Annotated in this window: 21 protein-coding genes, 2 pseudogenes and 1 other annotated feature; of the genes and pseudogenes, 11 read left to right on the forward strand and 12 right to left on the reverse strand. The window is 51.1% G+C overall.

The genetic code is table 11. The features are described from left to right. Positions 1-63 precede the first annotated feature (63 nt). Entirely contained in the window at positions 64-837 is a 774-nt protein-coding gene (yaaA, locus tag ACLD11_RS05525; protein ID WP_000906175.1) for a peroxide stress protein YaaA, read from the forward strand. Between the two features lie 93 nt (positions 838-930). Here yaaA and thrC read toward each other — a convergent pair whose 3' ends face one another. From thrC to yjjY, 6 genes are all read right to left on the reverse strand, one after another. Next, positions 931-2,217 carry a threonine synthase gene (gene thrC / locus ACLD11_RS05530; RefSeq protein ID WP_411014644.1) on the reverse strand — a complete coding sequence of 429 codons (1,287 nt, stop codon included), beginning with the start codon at positions 2,215-2,217 and terminating at the stop codon, positions 931-933. A 3-nt stretch (positions 2,218-2,220) separates the two neighbouring features. Then, positions 2,221-3,150 (reverse strand): homoserine kinase, encoded by a 930-nt coding sequence (thrB, locus tag ACLD11_RS05535; protein ID WP_183059819.1) that lies wholly within the window; start codon positions 3,148-3,150, stop codon positions 2,221-2,223. A 1-nt stretch (position 3,151) separates the two neighbouring features. Further along, the gene (gene thrA / locus ACLD11_RS05540; RefSeq protein ID WP_411014645.1) at positions 3,152-5,614 is read right to left on the reverse strand and encodes a bifunctional aspartate kinase/homoserine dehydrogenase I; all 2,463 of its coding nucleotides are present in this window, start codon (positions 5,612-5,614) and stop codon (positions 3,152-3,154) included. Positions 5,615-5,639: 25 nt separating this feature from the next. Continuing rightward, positions 5,640-5,760 (reverse strand) — a sequence feature (Thr leader region). Next, positions 5,696-5,761: a thr operon leader peptide gene (thrL, locus tag ACLD11_RS05545; protein WP_001575544.1), complete on the reverse strand. Its 66-nt coding sequence runs from the start codon at positions 5,759-5,761 to the stop codon at positions 5,696-5,698. (Overlaps the previous feature by 65 nt.) 212 nt (positions 5,762-5,973) lie before the next feature. Further along, positions 5,974-6,660: a tRNA/rRNA methyltransferase gene (locus tag ACLD11_RS05550; RefSeq protein ID WP_001266769.1), complete on the reverse strand. Its 687-nt coding sequence runs from the start codon at positions 6,658-6,660 to the stop codon at positions 5,974-5,976. A gap of 400 nt (positions 6,661-7,060) precedes the next feature. Continuing rightward, a complete protein-coding gene (gene yjjY, locus ACLD11_RS05555) occupies positions 7,061-7,201 on the reverse strand; it encodes a protein YjjY (RefSeq protein WP_001541509.1) in 141 nt (46 codons plus the stop codon). A gap of 95 nt (positions 7,202-7,296) precedes the next feature. Here yjjY and arcA point away from each other — a divergent pair, with 95 nt between their 5' ends. From arcA to sthE, 8 genes are all read left to right on the forward strand, one after another. Next, positions 7,297-8,013 carry a two-component system response regulator ArcA gene (arcA, locus tag ACLD11_RS05560; protein WP_001194359.1) on the forward strand — a complete coding sequence of 239 codons (717 nt, stop codon included), beginning with the start codon at positions 7,297-7,299 and terminating at the stop codon, positions 8,011-8,013. A gap of 265 nt (positions 8,014-8,278) precedes the next feature. After that, complete coding sequence (locus ACLD11_RS05565) at positions 8,279-8,593, forward strand: hypothetical protein (RefSeq protein WP_000749515.1); 315 nt, start codon at positions 8,279-8,281, stop codon at positions 8,591-8,593. Between the two features lie 382 nt (positions 8,594-8,975). Beyond that, entirely contained in the window at positions 8,976-9,647 is a 672-nt protein-coding gene (locus ACLD11_RS05570; protein ID WP_080198011.1) for a winged helix-turn-helix transcriptional regulator, read from the forward strand. Positions 9,648-9,985: 338 nt separating this feature from the next. After that, on the forward strand, positions 9,986-10,531 hold the full coding sequence (locus ACLD11_RS05575) for a fimbrial protein (protein WP_183059821.1): 546 nt from the start codon (positions 9,986-9,988) through the stop codon (positions 10,529-10,531). Positions 10,532-10,601: 70 nt separating this feature from the next. Continuing rightward, positions 10,602-11,285: a fimbrial biogenesis chaperone SthA gene (gene sthA, locus ACLD11_RS05580; RefSeq protein ID WP_000680525.1), complete on the forward strand. Its 684-nt coding sequence runs from the start codon at positions 10,602-10,604 to the stop codon at positions 11,283-11,285. A 45-nt stretch (positions 11,286-11,330) separates the two neighbouring features. Next, positions 11,331-13,868 carry a fimbrial outer membrane usher protein gene (locus tag ACLD11_RS05585; RefSeq protein WP_411014646.1) on the forward strand — a complete coding sequence of 846 codons (2,538 nt, stop codon included), beginning with the start codon at positions 11,331-11,333 and terminating at the stop codon, positions 13,866-13,868. A gap of 17 nt (positions 13,869-13,885) precedes the next feature. Then, positions 13,886-14,443, forward strand: a complete 558-nt coding sequence (locus ACLD11_RS05590) for a fimbrial protein (RefSeq protein WP_080205609.1) — start codon at positions 13,886-13,888, stop codon at positions 14,441-14,443. A 40-nt stretch (positions 14,444-14,483) separates the two neighbouring features. Then, the gene (sthE, locus tag ACLD11_RS05595) at positions 14,484-15,569 is read left to right on the forward strand and encodes a fimbrial major subunit SthE (RefSeq protein WP_411014647.1); all 1,086 of its coding nucleotides are present in this window, start codon (positions 14,484-14,486) and stop codon (positions 15,567-15,569) included. Between the two features lie 57 nt (positions 15,570-15,626). Here the strand turns inward: sthE and ACLD11_RS05600 are convergent. The 3 genes and pseudogenes from ACLD11_RS05600 to creA all read right to left on the reverse strand — a co-directional run. Beyond that, a pseudogene (locus ACLD11_RS05600) lies at positions 15,627-15,926 on the reverse strand (inner membrane CreD family protein); the annotation flags it as partial. Continuing rightward, positions 15,925-16,262, reverse strand: a pseudogene (locus ACLD11_RS05605) (response regulator); the annotation flags it as partial. The pseudogenes ACLD11_RS05600 and ACLD11_RS05605, both read right to left, overlap by 2 nt. A gap of 12 nt (positions 16,263-16,274) precedes the next feature. Next, positions 16,275-16,748 (reverse strand): protein CreA, encoded by a 474-nt coding sequence (creA, locus tag ACLD11_RS05610; RefSeq protein ID WP_183059824.1) that lies wholly within the window; start codon positions 16,746-16,748, stop codon positions 16,275-16,277. Between the two features lie 211 nt (positions 16,749-16,959). On the opposite strand from creA, the gene robA reads away from it, so the two are divergent. After that, positions 16,960-17,829 (forward strand): MDR efflux pump AcrAB transcriptional activator RobA, encoded by an 870-nt coding sequence (gene robA, locus ACLD11_RS05615; RefSeq protein WP_000371679.1) that lies wholly within the window; start codon positions 16,960-16,962, stop codon positions 17,827-17,829. Here robA and gpmB read toward each other — a convergent pair. Beyond that, the gene (gpmB, locus tag ACLD11_RS05620) at positions 17,826-18,473 is read right to left on the reverse strand and encodes a 2,3-diphosphoglycerate-dependent phosphoglycerate mutase GpmB (protein WP_000942363.1); all 648 of its coding nucleotides are present in this window, start codon (positions 18,471-18,473) and stop codon (positions 17,826-17,828) included. The genes robA and gpmB overlap by 4 nt on opposite strands. A 48-nt stretch (positions 18,474-18,521) precedes the next feature. On the opposite strand from gpmB, the gene yjjX reads away from it, so the two are divergent. Beyond that, the gene (gene yjjX, locus ACLD11_RS05625) at positions 18,522-19,037 is read left to right on the forward strand and encodes an inosine/xanthosine triphosphatase (protein WP_411014648.1); all 516 of its coding nucleotides are present in this window, start codon (positions 18,522-18,524) and stop codon (positions 19,035-19,037) included. 101 nt (positions 19,038-19,138) lie between these two features. Here yjjX and trpR read toward each other — a convergent pair whose 3' ends face one another. Together trpR and sltY are read right to left on the reverse strand one after the other, a co-directional pair. After that, a complete protein-coding gene (gene trpR / locus ACLD11_RS05630; RefSeq protein ID WP_000192004.1) occupies positions 19,139-19,465 on the reverse strand; it encodes a trp operon repressor in 327 nt (108 codons plus the stop codon). A 57-nt stretch (positions 19,466-19,522) separates the two neighbouring features. Continuing rightward, the gene (sltY, locus tag ACLD11_RS05635) at positions 19,523-21,460 is read right to left on the reverse strand and encodes a murein transglycosylase (RefSeq protein WP_411014649.1); all 1,938 of its coding nucleotides are present in this window, start codon (positions 21,458-21,460) and stop codon (positions 19,523-19,525) included. Positions 21,461-21,484 lie beyond the last annotated feature (24 nt).

A 21,484-nucleotide genomic window follows, 5' to 3' on the forward strand; every position in this document is an offset into this window, starting at 1 on the left:
CATCGGTCAACTCTGCGGCGTTTTTTTGCTAAAGTCGCAGAAAATTCCCTGCAAGGACTGGATATGCTGATTCTGATTTCACCTGCAAAAACGCTTGATTATCAAAGCCCGCTGGCCACGACCCGCTATACCCAGCCGGAGCTATTGGATCACAGCCAGCAGCTTATTCAACAGGCCCGCCAGCTTTCGGCGCCGCAAATTTCCAGGCTGATGGGAATTAGCGACAAACTGGCGGATCTCAACGCCACGCGTTTTCATGACTGGCAGCCTCATTTTACGCCGGATAATGCACGCCAGGCGATTCTGGCGTTCAAAGGCGATGTTTATACCGGTCTACAGGCGGAAACGTTCAACGACGCGGATTTTGATTTTGCTCAACAACATCTGCGTATGCTCTCTGGCTTGTATGGCGTATTGCGCCCGCTGGATTTAATGCAGCCTTATCGTCTGGAGATGGGGATTCGCCTGGAGAATCCGCGCGGCAAAGATCTTTATCAATTCTGGGGCGATATCATTACCGATAAGCTCAACGAAGCGCTTGAGGCGCAGGGCGATCGGGTGGTGGTGAATCTGGCCTCCGAGGAATATTTTAAATCGGTTAAGCCGAAGAAACTGAATGCCGAACTGATTAAGCCCGTGTTCCTTGATGAGAAAAACGGCAAGTTTAAGGTGGTAAGCTTCTACGCCAAAAAAGCGCGCGGACTGATGAGCCGTTTTATTATTGAAAACCGCTTAACGAAGCCGGAACAGCTTACCGCGTTTGACCGTGAAGGGTATTTCTTTGATGAAGAAACCTCCACACAAGACGAGCTGGTCTTTAAACGCTACGAGCAGTAACGGCATCGCCGGATGGCGGCTACGCCTTATCCGGCCTACAAATCGACACCACCCCATAGGCCCGGTAAGCGACAGCGCCACCGGGCGCAATGGTTACTGGCGGGTCATCATCAGCTTACGCAGGGCGGCAAAATCCGCAGGCAGATGATGTGAAAGTAGCGGCAGATCGGCGCGTTCGGCGAGCGCTTCAGGCAAGGCCAGCGTTTCTCCCAGAATGGACTCCACGCTTTCTTTAAACTTCGCCGGATGCGCCGTGCCGAGAAACAAGCCATGCTCGCCAGGGTTTAACTGGTCGCGTAATGCCCGATACGCTACCGCCGCATGAGGTTCCGAGATATAACCTTTCGCTTTCAGCTCGCGCATCGTCTGCTGTGTCGTAGTGTCATCCACCGCCGCATAGCCCAACTCAGTCAGACGCCAGATTTTACGGCGGAACAGCTCCTCCACGCGCGGCCAGTTATTCGGCTGGCTGACATCCATCGCATTCGACAGGGTCGCCTGCGTCGCTTTCGGCGCCCACTTTCCGTCATGCAGAAAACGCGGCACCGTATCGTTAATGTTGGTAGCGGCGATAAAGCGTTTCACCGGTAGGCCTAACGACTTCGCCAGCAGCCCTGCAGTCAAATCGCCAAAGTTGCCGCTGGGGACGGAGATCACCAGTTGGTTACGCGCCTCCTGCGGCAGTTGCGCCACGGCTTCAAAGTAGTAGCAAATTTGCGCCAACAGGCGGCTGATATTAATCGAATTAGCTGAATTCAGCCCCAGCGCCGTTTTCAGATCTTCGTCATCAAATGCCTGTTTCACCAGCGCCTGGCAAGCGTCGAAATCGCCGTCGATCGCCACGGTTTCAATGTTGCCGCCCAGCGTACAGAACAGTTTTTCCTGCAACGGACTGATTTTACCGCGCGGGTAGAGAATGACGACCCGCACATTTTCCAGGCCATAGAACGCGTGAGCCACCGCCGCGCCGGTATCGCCTGACGTTGCGGTCAGAATCGTCACCGGTTTGTCGCCGCTGATATGCGTCAGCATTTGCGCCATAAAACGCCCGCCGAAGTCTTTAAAGGCCAGCGTCGGACCATGGAACAGCTCCAGGCAGCCGACATCGCTTTCTACCTGCGCTACCGGTGCCGGGAACGCAAACGCCGCGCGGACGCGCTCTTCCAGAATGTGCTGCGGTATTTCATCGCCAATAAATGCCGAGAGGATCTTTGCGCTACGGCTGACAAAGTCCTGGTTGAGCATCTCATCAATTTCCGTCAGGCTAAACTCCGGCAGTTCGTGCGGAAAAAAAAGTCCCTGCTGTTTGCCCAGTCCTTGCGTGACGGCCTGCGCAAAGCTGACCTGCTCATTATGGTCTTTCAGATTATAGAGTTTCATTGATTATCCCACTACTCGTGCGCCCGCCGTATCCAGCCGGCAAATATGAACGAAGCCTTCCTGATTTTGCAGATAATGTTTGCTCAGCCAGTCCGCGACGCGCTGTGCCGTCTCCGGTTTATCGCATAGCGCAAACAGCGTCGGCCCCGATCCAGAAATCCCGCTCGCCAGCGCGCCGATCTCCGACACCGCCTGCCGCGCCTGGCTAAAGCCCGGCAGTAAACGCGCGCGGTATGGTTCGGCAATAACATCTTTCATCAGCGCGGCGGCAAGCTGCGGCTGCCGCGAGTAACAGGCGTGAATAAAACCGGCCAGATGCCGTCCATGCGCAATGCAATCCTGACGGCGATACTGCGCGGGCAAAATAGCCCGCGCTTCTGCGGTGGAAACTTTAATGCCCGGATAAGCCAGTACCCATAGCCACTCATCAAAGCCCGGCACCTGCTGACTAATAATGCCGTTTTCTTCAATCATCAACTGCATACCGCCAAGAAAGCACGGCGCGACGTTATCGTAATGGATGCTGCCGGAGATACGGCCTTCCAGCTCGCCCATCAGCGCCAACAGACGCGTGTCGTTTAACGGTTTGCCGCAGTGCTCATTCATCGCGACCAGCGCAGCGACGACGGAGCAGGCGCTGGACCCTAACCCGGAACCAATCGGCATATTTTTTTCCAGCGTCATCGCCACCGGGATGGATTTCCCCAATGCCTGGCAAAAACGTTCCCAGCACTGATAAACAATATTTTCACGCGGCTCCGGCGGCAATTTATCGGCAAATCGCCCCAGGTTATGCAGACGGAAATGGTCCGCTGCTTCAACGGATACCACATCGCCCAGCAACGTGCCGTCAACGGGTGTGACGGCCGCGCCCAACACGTCGAAACCGACGCTCATGTTCGCGCTGGAAGCCGGGGCATACACTTTCACCATGTTAAACTCCTAACTTCCATGAGAGGGTCCGTAACAGATCGGCAAACACGCCCGCCGCCGTCACATCATTGCCTGCGCCGTAGCCGCGCAGCACCAACGGCAAGGGCTGATAATAGTGGCTGTAGAACGCCAGTGCGTTTTCACCGTTTTTCACTTTGAAGAGCGGATCGTTACCATCAACTTCGGCAATCTTCACGCGGCACACGCCATCCTCTTCGATATTGCCCACATAGCGCAATACCTTACCTTCATCACGAGCTTTTGCCACACGGGCGGCAAACGCATCGTCAAGCTGCGGCAGATGCGCCATAAAGGTGGTCACATCGCCGGAGGCGTCAAACTCGTCCGGCAACACCGGTTCAATCACGATATCGGAAAGCTCCAGCTCGCGACCCGTCTCGCGGGCAAGGATCAACAGTTTCCGCGCCACATCCATACCGGAAAGATCGTCGCGCGGATCGGGTTCGGTATAGCCCATCTCGCGCGCCAGCGCGGTCGCCTGTGAGAGACTCATCCCCTCTTCCAGTTTACCGAAAATAAAAGAGAGCGACCCGGAAAGAATGCCGGAAAATTTTTGCAGTTCATCACCCGCATTCAGCAGGTTTTGCAGGTTTTCGATCACCGGCAAACCGGCACCGACGTTGGTGTCATACAAGAATTTGCGCCGTGATTGCGCGGCGGCGAAACGTAGCTGATGGTAGTAGTCCATCGACGAGGTGTTCGCTTTCTTGTTTGGCGTCACCACATGGAATCCTTCACGCAGGAAGTCGGCATACTGGTCGGCCACCGCCTGACTGGAGGTACAATCAACAATCACCGGATTGAGTAGATGATATTCTTTCACCAGGCGAATTAAGCGTCCCAGATTGAACGGCGCGTTCGCTTGCGCCAGTTCCGCCTGCCAGTTGTCCAGATTCAGGCCATGCACATTGGTTAGCAACGCCTTTGAGTTCGCCACGCCGCACACGCGTAGATCGATGTGCTTGTTCTTCAGCCAGGTTTGCTGACGTTTAAGCTGTTCCAGTAGCGCACCGCCGACGCCGCCGACGCCAATGACAAACACTTCAATCACCTGATCGGTATTGAACAGCATCTGGTGCGTTACCCGCACGCCGGTGGTGGCATCGTCGTTATTCACCACCACAGAAATGGAACGCTCAGAAGATCCCTGAGCGATCGCCACGATATTGATATTGGCCCGCGCCAGCGCGGCGAAGAATTTCGCTGAAATGCCGCGTAGCGTGCGCATACCGTCGCCGACAACAGAGATAATCGCCAACCGCTCAGTAACCGCCAGCGGCTCCAGCAGCCCCTCTTTCAGCTCCAGATAGAACTCATCCTGCATCGCACGGCGGGCACGCGCGCAGTCACTCTGCGGCACACAGAAGCTGATGCTGTACTCAGAGGAGGACTGGGTAATGAGCACCACCGAGATCCCGGCGCGAGACATGGCGGCGAAAACACGCGCCGCCATCCCAATCATCCCTTTCATTCCCGGGCCGGAGACGCTAAACATCGCCATGTTGTTAAGGTTAGAGATCCCTTTAACCGGCAGATTATCATCGTCGCTGGACGCGCCGATCAGCGTTCCTGGCGCCTGCGGATTGCCGGTATTTTTAATCAGACAGGGGATCTGGAACTGGGCGATAGGCGTTATGGTGCGAGGGTGAAGGACTTTGGCGCCGAAGTAAGAGAGTTCCATAGCTTCCTGGTAGGACATCGATTTCAGCAGCCTGGCGTCCGGCACCTGACGCGGGTCACAGGTATACACGCCATCGACGTCAGTCCAGATTTCACAGCAGTCAGCGCGTAAACAGGCGGCCAGCACGGCGGCGGAATAGTCGGAACCATTACGGCCCAGCACCACCAGTTCACCCTTTTCATTACCGGCGGTAAAGCCCGCCATCAGGATCATGTGATCAGCTGGGATCTGGCTGGCGGCGATACGGCGAGTCGATTCCGCGATATCGACGGTAGATTCAAGGTAATGGCCCACCGCCAACAGTTTTTCTACCGGATCGATCACCGTGACGCGATGTCCACGCGCCTCCAGGAGGCCCGCCATAATCGCGATCGACATTTTTTCGCCACGGCAAATCAGCGCGGCGTTGATGCTGTCCGGGCACTGACCCAGCAAGCTGATACCATGCAAAACATGTTTGATCTGAGCGAATTCTTGTTCGACAACCATTTTCAACCGTGCAAGCGGGAATCCCGGCTGCGCGTTGGCAAGTCCTGCGAGCAGGTCAGAAAAAATACGTTCGGCATCACTGATATTCGGCAAAGCATCCTGGCCGCCGATAGTTTTTTCAATCATTGCCACCAGATGGTTGGTAATTTTCGCGGGGGCGGAAAGTACGGTCGCTACCTGCCCTTGCCTGGCATTGCTTTCCAGAATATCGGCAACACGCAGAAAACGTTCTGCATTTGCCACTGATGTACCGCCGAACTTCAACACTCGCATGGTTGTTACCTCGTGATCTCTGGTCAAAAAAAAAGCCCGCACTGTTCAGGTGCGGGCTTTTTTCTGTGTTTCCTGTACGCGTCAGCCCGCACCGTTACCTGTGGTAATGGTGATGGTGGTAATGGTGGTGGTGCTGATGCGGTTCATGGATGTTGTGTACTCTGTCATTTTTATTTGTCTGTCTTGTATTCCTATATTGGTTAAAGTATCTGCCCGCCTAAGTCAATAAATTTTTAAATTGATCACATTCCGAAACTTGTTCATGTGCTGCTGGCGATATATTTATTTTCGACCAATTCCCCTGTCACGGTCTCTTGCAACCAGACGTAATCTCTTATTATTTTAAAAATTACAGCACGTTATTTTGTTAGTTTTTTTTCAATATCATGGACCAAACGGTGCAACATTACCGTATCTCGCTGTCCCAGCAGGCCGATTCGCTGTTGTAGCCAGTCGGTTAATTTGTGGTCATCGGCCGCCTCCAGAGTCGTTAGCAGGCGTAAAAGGCGCGCGCGTAACGCCTGTAACTGCGATTCATCAGCAATATCAACGGATTCTGTGGTCTGTTGCATTAAACCTGCTAATTGATAGCAATACACCATGACTGCCTGACCCAGATTGAGCGAAGGGTAATCCGCCGCCATCGGCACGCCGGTCAATACATCCGCCAGCGCCAGCTCGTCATTGGTCAGACCGGAATCCTCACGGCCAAAAACCAGCGCGGCATGACGCATCCAGCGTGATTTTTCCTGTAATAAGGGAACCAGTTCAGCGGGCGAAGCGTAGTAATGAAATTTTGCCCGGCTGCGGGCTGTCGTCGCTACGGTAAAATCAACATCGTGGAGTGCGTCGGCAAGGGTGTGGAAAACCTCAATATTATCAATAATATCTCCAGATCCATGTGCGACCCAACGGGTGGCGGGCTCCAGGTGTGCCTGGCTGTCGACAATACGCAGGTCAGTAAATCCCATGGTCTTCATAGCCCGGGCGGCTGCGCCGATATTTTCCGCTCTGGCGGGAGCGACAAGAACGATTGTTACACGCATTTCATTACTCTTTTTTGACTAATTTACAGGAAATTAGCTGGCGTTTGTAAGCATATTACGCTTCGCAAATTTACAAAATTTTAACGGATATCACTGAAAAAGCATTTTTGATTTCGTAAAAGACGCTACACTATTGCGTATCTGTACTATTGCTGTTTATGTTAACAGAACATCGTTATCCTGCTGTTTATTTAGGATAATTTAATTTAAAATAGATCCTGCTCTTTGGATTCATCGCATTTATTAGTTGGCTTACGTAACTAGTTGGAATATTGCAAATTTGTGATGAAAGCTAGCATTTAGCTACGATGATTTCATCAAACTGTTAACGTGCTACAATTGAACTTGATATATGTCAACGAAGCGTAGTTTTATTAGGTGTCCGGTACGTCTTAGCCTGTTATGTTGCTGTTAAAATGGTTAGGATGACAGCCGTTTTTGACACTGTCGGGTCCAGAGGGAAAGTACCCACGACCAAGCTAATGATGTTGTTGACGTTGATGGAAAGTGCATCAAGAACGCAATTACGTACTTTAGTCATGTTACGCCGATCATGTTAATTTGCGACATGCATCAGGCAGGTCAGGGACTTTTGTACTTCCTGTTTCGATTTAGTTGGCAATTTAGGTAGCAAACATGCAGACCCCGCACATTCTTATCGTTGAAGACGAGTTGGTAACACGCAACACGTTGAAAAGTATTTTCGAAGCGGAAGGCTATGATGTATTCGAAGCGACAGATGGCGCGGAAATGCATCAGATCCTCTCTGAATATGACATCAACCTGGTGATCATGGATATCAATCTGCCAGGGAAAAACGGTCTCCTGTTAGCGCGTGAACTGCGTGAACAGGCTAACGTTGCGCTGATGTTCCTGACGGGCCGCGATAACGAAGTCGACAAAATTCTCGGCCTCGAAATCGGCGCGGATGATTACATCACCAAACCGTTTAACCCACGCGAATTGACCATCCGTGCCCGCAACCTGCTGTCCCGTACCATGAACCTGGGTACCGTCAGCGAAGAGCGTCGTAGCGTTGAAAGCTACAAGTTCAACGGTTGGGAACTGGATATCAACAGTCGTTCACTGATCGGCCCGGACGGCGAGCAGTATAAACTACCGCGCAGCGAGTTCCGCGCGATGCTTCACTTCTGCGAAAACCCTGGCAAAATTCAGTCGCGCGCAGAGCTGTTGAAGAAAATGACCGGCCGCGAGCTGAAGCCGCATGACCGTACTGTTGACGTTACCATTCGTCGTATTCGTAAGCATTTCGAATCCACGCCGGATACGCCGGAAATCATCGCCACCATTCACGGCGAAGGTTATCGCTTCTGCGGCGACCTGCAGGATTAATTCGGCCCAGGCGCCAAACCGTAAAAACAGTCGGTAAGTTATTCTTACTGGCTGTTTCTTATGCCCCCCTCCGCTAAGCGGCTTCGCTTTCCCTCCTGACCTGCCGTTATGACGTACTCTTTTACATAAAAATTGTCGTATAGCTCTGTTTATCTCAGCTTGCGAAAGTTAAGGTAGTTTGTGTATTTACATTAAAGAGTAATACACGGGATTTGTTGGTCCCCAAAAAATAAGGGGATGCTCACAGGACGTGAGGTTTCACAGGATGAAAAAATCACCATTATGCTGCTACCTGTTTTGTGCAGCGATGTCAGCTTCATCAGCCGCGCTGGCTGCTACCGCGCCGGTCTCCGCAGGCGTTATTCATTTCAAAGGCCAGATTGTCGAATATGGTTGTAATCTTGCGCCTCACGATCGCAATATCGAGGTATCATGTTTGCGGAATAATATCCCCCATTTGCAGACAGTCGCCACACCGTCTGGAAACGCTATTTCGTTGATGAATGGAATCGCCACGGTACGGCACGTGTCGTTAAAAGATCATCCGGAGATTCAAAGTTTGATCGTCCAGTACCGCTAACCGCTTATGGCTCCCGCCGGGAGGAATTTCGGCAGGCGACGATTTCGCTCAGTAAAGCGCCGCCCGCCTGCATTTTGTACTTTTCTCTCATTCGTATCCTCCAACAGCGATGTTCATCGCTTCGCTATCCTGTACGCTATACGCGCTTGTTAAGCACTGTACCTATGATAGCTGTCATAAAATGATTGCAAATAAAATCATCATATTTACTATGGTTAACCTTAAAAACAGCGTTATCGCTCATACATTGATAAGGTGAATGCATTGACTTAAATATTCTTGTTGGCTATTTCAATCTACTTAATTATAATTTAAGTGAATATTAAATTTATGTTTACCTTTTAATAGTCAACCACTTTATCATTCATATAATGGGGAAGATATGAAGCAATTAAACGGCGGGAATGCGTATCGTCCCACAGGGAAAGAAAAAAACCTGGAAGCTATTTTAAATATTCATCGGCACGTTATTCAAGACATTTCCCCTGTCACTATTACGGCCGGTAAAACACTGGATATCAAGATTGATAATCAATCCCACATCCTGTTAATCACTAAAGGTGCTATTAAAGTATGTCGGCGTATCGACAGCATTGTAATGGGCAGCGGTGTCTCACCAATGATTTTAGGCCTTGTAGATGCCTATGCTGACTTATACCAGTTAGAAGAGAATTCAGACGTCTTTTTTATCGCCGAAACCACCTGTGAATATTATCCTGTCCCAGTAAAAGATTTTGTGAAAATAGCCGATGAAAAGCATCTCTGGCGTGACATTTCGAACATCCTGATGTATCGCATTGCCTTCATGACTAACCGTGACAGAAACCTTATCGGGCAGGACGCCTATAGCCAGATAAAAGCGCTGTTACTTGAACTGTGGTCGTATCCTGAAAGCTCACGATTTGAGATCAACGCACAGAACTTCATACAGCAGAGAACCGGGCTTTCACGCAGCCGTATCATGCAGGTACTTTCAGAACTAAAAGCGGGGGACTATATAAAAATACTGCATGGAAGACTGTTAGAGCTTCGAAACCTGCCGGTTTCATTTTAAACAGACAAGCGTCGTATATTATTAGAAATAAAGCCATGTAGAGTTAAATAAATTCCCCCAGAAATAATAACCATTATCAAAAAAAAGATCTTGTTCTATAAATCCAGTCATCAATCGTACTTCTTTAGTAGTATTTTATTAAACTTTGTTACCGGGTCCGAAACTGGACTGCCGTTCAATATTGCATCAGAATTTCTATTGAGTTCATAGTTGTTATACGTAGAATAGCCGCCTGCTTATCTACAGAACAGAAAGAAGCGCATACAGAGTAAAATATAATATATTATTTTATATGGCTATCTTTATTTTCCAGCAAATAGAATCAGGCAACAATTAATATGTTTAATAAGAAAATTATCATCCTGGCAATGTTAACTGCCGTAGCATCCACACCGGTATTTGCCCAGAACACGATTACGTTCAATGGCAAAATTTACGATCAGGCGTGTACGGTTCAGGTTAATGGCTCCACGGATACCACCATTGATTTGGGTAATTACAGCAAAGAACGCATCGCGGAAAAAGGCGCCACCACCGATTACGTGCCGTTTACCGTAAGCCTGGTTAGCTGCCCGGAAGCAGGGACCGGCGTACCAACCCAGGCCATGTTCCGCTTCCACGGCGCAACAGATGATTCCAACCCAACGTACTTCAAAAACGCGGACGAAGGATCGGAAACGGGCGCCGCGGGTGTCGGTATTTCTATTCAGAACGCTTCGCATAGCGATGTGACAAATAACGCGGATGATGCCGCAGTGAACCTGCCAACCGACGGCTCGAATGCAAACTTTACCTATTACGCCGCCATGGCAAACGATGGTTCCGCAACCGTAACAGGTGGAGATGTTAGCACTCAGGTTACGTATACCGTCTCGTATCAGTAAGGCATTCTCATCCTGATGTGGACAGGCAGGACGCCAGTCCATAGTGTAAAACATCTGTACAGAGTAAAAAATGAAACACATAAAGAAATCCGTGTTGGTCGTATTACTGACAAGCCATGTTGCCCATGCCAGCATTGTTGTTGGCGGAACCCGACTGGTTTTCGACGGCAATAATGATGAGTCGTCAATCAATGTAGAGAATAAAGACAGTAAAGCGAATCTTGTTCAGTCATGGTTATCGGTTGCCGATCCCCAGGTCACAAATAAGCAGGCGTTTATTATCACCCCGCCTCTTTTTCGCCTTGATGCCGGGCAAAAGAACAGCATTCGGGTTATTCGCTCCGGCGCCCCTCTACCTACAGATCGGGAATCTATGTACTGGCTCAATATTAAGGGTATTCCTTCTATTGATGATAATGCCTCCGCGAACCGCGTGGAAATCTCTATTAATACCCAAATAAAGCTTATATATCGGCCGCCAGCATTAACAAAATCGACGCCTGATAGCCAGAGCCAACAATTAAAATGGCAGACGGCAGGTGATGTTATTACCGTAAATAACCCCACTCCCTATTATATGAACTTTGCCAGTGTGACGCTTAACAGCCATGAAGTGAAATCAGCGACCTTCGTTCCGCCAAAATCATCAGCGTCATTTAAATTGGGTTCTACTGCCGCCCCTCATGGCACGGTAACGTGGCGATTAATCAGCGATTATGGGATGAGTTTAGAGCCGCATTCCGGTTCATTCTAGCCATTAACGACTTCACTTTACTTTTACCCTTTCAGGACTTTTACTGTGCAATTCTCCAGAGTAGAGCCCCGTTCTCAATTAGCGTTATCGTTTCTGTTTATATGCTGTTCCATAAAACCAGCGTTAGCGCATGATCATTTTAATCCATTATCGTTGGAAAATGATGAACCGGGCGTGGAGAATGTCGATCTATCGGTTTTCGAAAAGGGGGGGCAGGCAGAAGGCACCTATAACGTTGATATTTATATTAATAATACCAGTGTTGAAACAAAAAATATTGCCTTTAAAAATAAAAAATCAGCAGATAATAAGCTCTCCCTACAGCCGTGTCTTAGCGTTGAACAACTCAAGCAGTGGGGCGTAAAAACAGAAAACTTCCCCGAGCTTAAAAATGACCCAAACGGGTGTACCGATCTTAGTCTGCTGGCTGGCGCTGTAGCAAAGTTCAATGTCATCGGTAACCGGCTGGATTTAGCGATCCCTCAAATCGCGTTGATCGCCGCCCCGCGAGAATTCGTCCCTACCAGCGAATGGGATGAAGGCATTAATGCTTTTTTGCTGAACTACAGTTTTACCGGATCGCAGGATCACGATATTGATGAAAACCGGACGGAAAATAGCGAATACGCTAACCTGCGCCCAGGTATTAACATTGGCGCATGGCGTTTTCGTAACTACTCAACCTGGAATCATGATAGCGATGGGCAAAATAGCTGGGATTCTGCCTACACCTATGTTTCTCGCGATATCGAATTTTTAAAAGGACAGCTGATCGCCGGGGAAAATAACACGCCCGCGGACGTCTTTGACAGTATTTCATTTAAGGGCGTACAGATCTCTTCTGATGACGATATGTTGCCGGACAGTATGAAAGGGTTCGCCCCGGTCATTCGCGGGGTGGCCAAAAGCAGCGCGCAGGTGACCGTTGAGCAAAACGGTTATACCATCTACAAAACTAACGTTCCGGCGGGTCCATTCGCCATCAATGATCTTTATCCAACTGGCGGTTCAGGCGACCTGTACGTTACCATCAAAGGATCCGATGGTTCTGAACAGCATTTCATTGTGCCCTACGCCAGCGTTCCGGTATTACAGCGTGAAGGCCACCTGAAATACGACCTGACGGTAGGCCGCACACGTTCATCAGATACGCATTCCGCACAACAGAATTTCGCAGAACTGACGGCCTTATACGGATTAGCAGGCGGCATAACCGCCTATGGCGGAATAGAGAGTACGCTGAGCAATGATATTTATCATGCGGCGCTCATCGGGACAGGTTTAAACCTTGGCGATCTGGGCGCATTGTCTTTAGACGTCACCAACTCATGGTCAAAAATTAAAGCAGGCGATGTGGTTAGCGATACGCTTACCGGACAGTCCTGGCGTATTCGTTACAGCAAAGATATTCAGTCAACAGGCACCAATTTCACTGTCGCCGGCTACCGTTATTCGACCAAAGATTACTACGCTCTTGAGGATGTGCTGGATACCTATAGCGATAATAGTCACTATGATCATGTACGTAATCGCACCGACCTGTCGTTATCGCAAGACATTATCTACGGTTCCATTTCACTCACTTTATATAATGAAGATTACTGGAATGACACTCATACCACATCATTAGGTATTGGCTATAACAACACATGGCATAACGTAAGCTATGGCATTAACTATTCTTATACGCTGAACGCCGATAATTCTCAGGATGAAGACGACGATACGGAAGACAGTAATGACCAGCAAATTTCCATCAATATTAGTATTCCGTTAGATGCCTTTATGCCGTCAACGTATGCCACCTACAATATGAATTCCGCGAAAGACGGCGATACCACGCATACTGTCGGTTTAAACGGAACAGCGCTGGCACAGAAAAATCTCTCATGGAGCATTCAGGAAGGTTATTCCTCTCAAGATAAAGCCACCAGCGGTAATGTGAGCGCAACCTATAACGGGACGTATGCGGATATTAACGGCGGGTATAGCTACGATAATCATATGCGTCGCCTGAATTATGGCGTTCAGGGCGGCGTACTGCTACATCGAAATGGCCTGACATTATCACAACCTATGGACGACACCATCATATTGGTTAAAGCCCCTGGCGCAGCGGGTGTCCCCGTGAATAACGAAACGGGCGTGGACACCGATTTTCGGGGTTATGCCGTCGTACCTTATGCTTCGCCTTACCATCGTAATGAAGTGTCTTTAGATACGACAGGCATTAGAAAAAATATTGAGCTCATTGATACCAGTAAAACGCTGGTGCCTACCCGTGGCGCGGTGGTCAGGGCTGAATATAAAACCAATATTGGTTACAAGGCATTGATGGTATTAACCCGCATAAACAATCTGCCTGTTCCTTTTGGCGCGACCGTCTCGTCTTTAACAAAACCAGACAATCACAGCAGTTTTGTTGGTGATGCGGGGCAAGCCTGGTTAACCGGGCTGGAAAAACAAGGGCAGTTATTAGTGAAGTGGGGGCCAACAGCAGCAGACCAGTGTCAGGTCTCTTATCGTATACCGAGCTCCCCCTCCGCTTCTGGCGTAGAAATCTTACACGAGCAATGCCAGTGATTCTGGTGGGATAAAAGATGAATATGAACAGATTTGCTGCATTAGCCGCCCTGTTAACGTTCACGGGTCTGGCATTATGGTCGCCATCGAGCAGCGCGGCATACAATACCGCAGATGCCGTAGACATTAACGTTACGGGATTAATTTATGCCGATCCGTGTACCGTGACGGTCCCCGACACGCTCTCTCTTGGACAATATGCCCGGGCGGATATCGCTGTGGCCGGTGGCAATACCGCCACCATTCCTTTCACCATAAAAATGACGAATTGCCCGGCAACGACCACAAAAGCCGCGATTTCATTTAATGGCGTACCTTATCCCGATCCAAATTATGCTTCTGCGATTTATGCAAACAGCGCGGCCAATCCGGCGCAGGATTTAGGATTACAGCTTTTTAACCTGGACGGCAAAAGTCTGGTCAATCTGGCCAACAACGTCACTTACACGGTGGATATCAACAGTAATACCCATGAAGCCAATTTGCCTGTCGCCGCAAGGATGTATACCCCGTATGGAAAAGTCACGGCAGGGGATTTCACGTCCGTTGTGACGATCACTATCGCATGGCAATAACATCTTTCTATTTCACCTGGTATAAAAGCAGGAATTTTTCATGAGAAGGTTATATCTGGCGCTTATTCTGCTGTTCGCGTGTTCCGGTCATAGTTACGCCTCCTGTAAACGTTCCGGAAATGAAGGCGCGATCACTATCACCCCGCCGTCGCAGCTTGTGGTGGATAGCCACGCCTATACCGCAGGCGAAGTGTTGTGGCAATCGGGCTGGGTTTCCACCTCCGAAGTCACAATGGATGGCTGTAGTCGCGATTATAAGGTCGGTTTTTTATATGAACCCGGTAGCGCGCAGTCAAATACATCAGCGACAATCAATGCGAATGACGGGAACAACACGCCGGTATTTAGCACCGGGATTTCCGGCGTGGGCATTGCGATTAAAACCCAAACGAATGCTGGCCCTTACGATAATGTCATGCCAATCGATAATACCTACCATAATGGCGATGGCAATAAAACACACCATGCGATGGCTCCCGCCTACAATGTTGAACTGGTCGCCTTAGGCGGTCCGATCACCTCCGGTACCGCGACATTCCAAAGTCCACTGGCGCGCGTATCTTTTCGCGATAGCGCAACGGAAGACTCCGGCGGCGATATCCTGACCCATCTGTATTTGGGGAATACGCAATTGATTATGAAAGCGATGGGATGTCGGGTAGAAACACCTGCCATCACCGTTGATTTAGGCAGCGTTAATTTAGGCAGTTTCACTAACAGTCAAACCGCGGGCACAGGCGAGCAGGATATCTTATTGACCTGCGAACAAGGCACCGCTATTTCCGCATCGTTAAGCGCCCAACCTGCCAGCGGAAATAACCCTGATAATTCAGTCATCCAGTTGAGCAATGCGAGCGCGCCAACCAGCGCAACCGGCGTTGGCGTACAGTTGGGTATTCAGGCGCCGGACGCCGGTTTCTTTACCGACAGTTTGCCAATCAATCAAAAAATTGATCTCTTTACTCACACGATTACCACTAATGCCGATGGCAGCCAGACGGTTAGCGGCGGAACCATGAATATGTCGACCACCCTGAAAATTAGCGCGCGCTACTATAAAACCGCCGCCACGGTAACGGCCGGGCAAGCGAATGCCACGGCAACATTAAACCTGACCTATAACTAACGGCATCACATTTTCTGGCGCTGCGCGGGAAAACGTTAACGCGCGCGCCCGTTAGATTTATTTCCACAAACGTAATTCGTCATCTTTTACTGGCGGTAATGACTTACGTTGCTGACAAGAGAGCGAATACCAGTCCAGATGGCGCGTCAGGAACATCACGCCGCCAAGCGCCAGTAGCAGAACGCCGGTACCCAGAAGCAACGAGCTATCTTCCGAACGCAGCAATCCCCACATTACGCCATCCAGCGCCAATAACGCTAACGTAAACAGCACGCTATTGCGCCATCCTTTCAGCACCGCCTGCAAATAAACGCTATTCATCAACGCGCCCACCAGGCTTGCGGCGATCCAGGCTGGCGCTCACTTCGCGCGGCGAGAATGGCTTGGCGACATAATCATCTGCGCCGATCTCCAGACCAAGCAATCGATCCACTTCATCGCTACGGGCTGTCAGGAAAAGAATCGGCAGCGCAGGATGGCGTTCCAGCAACTGCCGACACAGCTCAAAGCCGCTGATATCCGGTAGTCCCACATCGAGAATCACCGCATCTGGCCGTTGCTGACGCGCTTTTTCCAGCGCGGGCAGCCCGCGAGCGAATAGCTCAACGGTAAACCCTTCCAGTTGCAGGGTGTAGATAGCGTATCGGCGATTCCCTGTTCATCCTCGACTAACCAGACCTGCGGTTGCTGCATACGCTTTCCCTGTTATTGTCGCCACGGCATGACCGGCACCGCGCTGATGGCGTTCTTCGGCGACCCGTCGACCACTTTGTCGGAGTAGGCCAGATACGCCAGCGTGTTGCGTTTCTCATCATAGAAACGCACGACCTGCAATGACTTAAATATCAATGAGGTGCGTTTTTTGAAAACCACCTCTCCCTGCACCTTACCGTTCTTAATTTTGTCGCTCAGTTCAATAGGCCCGACCTGCTGGCAAGAGATGGCGGCGTCAGACGTATCTTCCGCCAGCCCTAATCCGCCTTTTATGCCGCCCGTTTTCGCCCGGCTAACATAGCACGTCACATTTTTGACATCAGGATCATCAAAAGCTTCCACCACGATTTTATGGTCAGGACCGAACATTTTAAATACCGTATCGACTGAACCAATTTGTTCCGCGCGGGCGCTCTGCCCCAGCAGCAACAAAATTGAGAAAAGTACTAAGCTCTTGTATTTCATATTGTTACCATTCATAAAAGTTACATTGCGTAATTATTAGACATTCTAAAATAAAATGGTTATAGATCACAGGATTAGAATAATTACGTGTCACGTTGCCTAAAAAAAGCACTTAAGCTCAAAAAAAACACTGAATGCTAAAAGAACAAAAAATGCTATTATCCTCTTACCTGATATCGGGTGCTCGTTGTTGAAAGGATGGGGATATTTTATGGATCAGGCTGGCATAATTCGCGACCTGTTAATCTGGCTGGAAGGTCATCTGGATCAGCCGCTGTCACTTGACAATGTGGCGGCAAAAGCAGGCTATTCCAAGTGGCACCTGCAGAGAATGTTTAAGGACGTGACGGGCCACGCCATTGGCGCTTACATCCGCGCCCGTCGTTTATCGAAATCAGCGGTGGCGCTGCGTTTGACCGCACGTCCAATTCTGGATATTGCTCTTCAGTACCGCTTCGATTCTCAGCAAACCTTTACGCGCGCCTTTAAGAAACAGTTTTCCCAGACGCCGGCGCTGTATCGTCGCTCCCCGGAATGGAGCGCCTTTGGCATTCGCCCGCCATTACGGCTGGGCGAGTTTACCGTGCCGGAACATCAGTTCGTTACGCTGGAAGATACGCCGCTCCTTGGCGTCACGCAGAGCTATTCCTGCTCGCTGGAACAGATTTCCGACTTCCGCCACGAAATGCGCGTGCAATTCTGGCATGATTTCCTCGGTCATTCGCCAACCATTCCGCCAGTGCTTTATGGGCTTAATGAAACGCGCCCCAGCATGGAGAAAGACGATGAGCAGGAAGTATTCTATACCACCGCACTGCCGCAAGAGCAGGCCGATGGCTATGTTCAGTCGGCGCATCCCGTGCTGTTGCAGGGCGGTGAATACGTCATGTTCACCTATGAAGGGTTAGGAACCGGCGTGCAGGATTTTATCCTGACCGTTTACGGCACCTGTATGCCAATGCTGAATCTGACCCGTCGTAAAGGACAGGATATAGAGCGATACTACCCGTCAGAAGATACCAAAACCGGCGATCGCCCTATCAACCTGCGCTGCGAATTTCTGATCCCGATTCGCCGTTAACGCTGTAGTTCATCCAACGCAGGGGCGTCCAGATGCGAAACGTCCCCTGCGGTTTCTACCACCCACCCAGACGCCAGCCACTGACTTTCCTGGTAATCGATGCGGGAAATAGAGCAGTTGCGCAAACGTAACCGGCGTTCCGCCCAGGCGGGTAGTCCCAGTATAGTACTGACCAGACAGCCCAACGCGATACCGTGACTGACCAATAAAGGTCGGCTGCCCTGCGGTAGCTCCAGACAGGACGCCAGCGCGGCATGAACGCGATCGCTCAACTCCTGCATCGATTCCCCGCCGGGAATGCGGCCATCCTGCGTGCCGTTGACCAACTGACGACGCCAGCCCTCTTCTTCTTCCGTCAGCGAATCGATCTGGCGCTTTTCCAGCACGCCCATATCCAGCTCGCGCAGGCGGGAGTCAAAGGTGATATCACACCCGCACGCCTGGGCGATAATCTCCGCCGTGCGTTTTGTGCGGCCTAAATCGCTGCTGATGATATGGGTGATGCCGAGACTGCGGGCGCGTTCTCCTACCTGCATGGCCTGCTGCTCGCCTTTTGCTGTCAGGGGACTGTCCGATTGGCCCTGAATACGTCGCTCGGCGTTCCACTGCGTTTCACCGTGGCGAACAAGGTATACCTGTAACATATTTTTTTTCCGTTATACTGCGATAAATTTTTAAAACTGAGCTTAATTATGCACCAGGTTATCTCTGCGACCACCAATCCTGCCAAAATTCAGGCAATTCTACAGGCATTTGAAGAGATTTTCGGCGAAGGATCGTGCCATATTACGCCCGTCGCCGTCGAGAGCGGCGTACCGGAGCAGCCCTTCGGAAGCGAGGAAACGCGTGCTGGCGCACGAAATCGCATCGCGAATGCGCGTTTGCTGTATCCGGAAGCCGACTTTTGGGTCGCCATCGAAGCGGGTATTGATGATGACAGCACCTTCAGTTGGGTGGCGATCGAAAACGTCGAACAGCGCGGCGAGGCGCGTTCCGCGACGCTGCCCCTGCCAGCTATTATTCTTGAAAACGTGCGTGCCGGCGCGGCTCTCGGCCCGGTGATGTCCCACTATACCGGTATTGACGAGATTGGTCGCAAAGAGGGCGCCATTGGCGTATTTACCGCCGGAAAATTAACGCGCTCCAGCGTTTACTACCAGGCGGTGATTCTGGCGTTAAGCCCGTTTCATAACGCGGTGTATCGATAATTATTTGCGCTATGTTGTAGGCCTGATAAGCACAGCGCCATCAGGCATTTCGCGGCGATGTTGCCGGATGGCCGCTTCGCCTTATCCGGCCTACGAGCAAATCAGGCGCTTTTCAGCAGTACATTCTCAAGCCAATGACGCAGTTCAACCGGCGCGGATTTCAGGCTGTTTGACCCGCGCGTGATGGTGGCGATGCCCGCCCCCAGCTCGGTTTTCAACTCGCGCTGGCTCATTTCGCCACGCAGCAACTCCTCAATAATGCGCACGCGCGTTCCCAGCGCTTCACGCTCGTCCGGCGTAAGCATCAGTTGTAATAAAGGCAGATGCAGATCCTCTGCATATGCCTGACGGAGTAACTCCACAAAACGAAGCCACTCCTGATTACGTTGTTCGGCGATAGCCGATGAATAAGGGGAATGCTGGGTCATGTTATGCCGCCGTTTGTACTGTTACACGAGTACAAATGATAACATAACCCGTCTGCATTAATACCGTCGCTGCCACTCAGAGTCGCTCATTAAGGCCTCTTTCTGCCCCATAAAGTGGCGATAGTAAGCGTCATAGGCCAGAACGTTTTTCACGTAGCCGCGCGTTTCCGAAAAGGGAATGCTTTCGACAAACGCTACGGCATCAATACGCCCGGCGCTATTGCCAAGCCAGGTGCGCACGCGTCCCGGCCCGGCGTTATACGCCGCCGAGGCGAAAATGCGGTTATTGCCAAACTGCTGATAGACATACTGCAAATAGCTGGTGCCAATGTTGATGTTGGTCTCCGGCTCCAGCAGTTGGCCGGGGCCGCGGTAGTCCGGAATCGAAAACATTTTCACCGTATGGGTGGCCGTTCCCGGCATAATCTGCATTAAACCGCTGGCCCCTACCGGTGATTTTACTTTCGGGTTCCAGGCGCTCTCCTGGCGGGCAATCGCCATGGCATAGCTTTGTGAGATATCTTTTCCGCGGGTATAGCGGGTAAAAAGATCGTTATATGCCAGCGGGAAACGCTCCTCCAGATGATCCCACAGTTTTCCGGCGATCGTCGCCTGTACGCTCAGATCCCACCAGTGCTGGTTAAACGCATAGCGCGCCAGCTGCGCCTGTTCAGATTTACTACGGCTTTTTACCAGATTCGCCCATTCGCTGCGCGCCGTGTTATCCAGGTTCCAGTACATCAGCTCCCGTACACGCGCCATCTCCGGCCCCTGCGTCAACGCGCTGTTTACGCCGGCGGGCGCTTTATCGATTTTAAGCGTGTACTCTTCGCCTAAACGCTGCGCCGCGACCATCGGATAAAAACCGCGCTTCTGCATTAAAGCATGAAGGATCTCTTTCGCTTCGGCGTCACGACCGCGCTCCAGCAATAAATCCGCCTGCCAGTAACGCCACTCGTCTTTCTCTTTCGCCTCCATCGGCAGTCGGGCAAGCCAGGTATTGAGACCGCGACGATCGCCCATCCCCAGCGCCATACGCACGCGCCGCTCAATAAGCGACGTCGATTGCGAGCGCATAATCGCGTCATCGCGCCATTTCGCCTGCGCATCGGTCACATCGTTGCCCATCAGTCGCCAGGCAACGATATCGCGCAGCGCCTGCGTTTGTTCCTCATTAAGTTTCTGCGCCTGTACCAGCGAGGGGATCATCAGACGCGCATTTTCCGCGTCCTGGCGGGCGACGCTGGCAAACGCGACTTCCGCCATCTGGCGGGTAAAATCGGTGGCGCCGGTGGTGCGTGCGAAGGTCAACACGTTATTAGGATCATTAGCGAGGGTAATGATCGCTGAGGCGATCGTTTGATATTCCGCCGGCATCTGTCCGGCCAGCACCGTAACCAACCCCGTATTCCCGGCTTTCATCGCCAGCCGAATACGTTCCAGATACGCCAGCGGGTCTTGCTTGCCGGAGGCCCGCCAGACGCTGAACAGTTTATCGCAGGCATTCGGCTGACTTTTGCCGGTCAGCCAAAGGTCTTTCGCGCCCTGCCAGGCCGCTTCCGTTTGCCCGGTACTCCATTTCGCGTAGTAATAGTTACATTGCGCTTCCGTGGTGCCGGGTTTCTCCGGGCTAAACGCCAGCAAGCCGCGCCAGTCTTCACGACGCGCCAGCTCATTGACGAAGCGTGATTGCAGCGTACGCGCAGGCGGAAGCGTAGGATTGGCGCGCACAAACTGCGTGACAGCAATCGCCGGTTGGTTCATCAAATCGTCGGTGATCTTACGGTATTCCAGATACGGGTAGAGCGGATAATCTTTCAGACCCGGCATCATCTGCTCTACCACATCCATCTGGCGGTTGTCCCAGGCCTGCTTAATCTGCGCATAGCGGTTACGCTGCTCTTCCAGTGAGTCGGCCCGCGCGAGGTGACAAAAGGTCAGCAGGCATACGCTGGCGGCGACGAGACGCCAGACAAATGGTTTGGCTCTATCCACAAGCTCTTCCTCAATTGTTATCCA

Origin of the sequence: Salmonella sp. 741265116_PST (assembly GCF_046567715.1) — a bacterium.
Lineage (GTDB): Bacteria > Pseudomonadota > Gammaproteobacteria > Enterobacterales > Enterobacteriaceae > Salmonella > Salmonella enterica.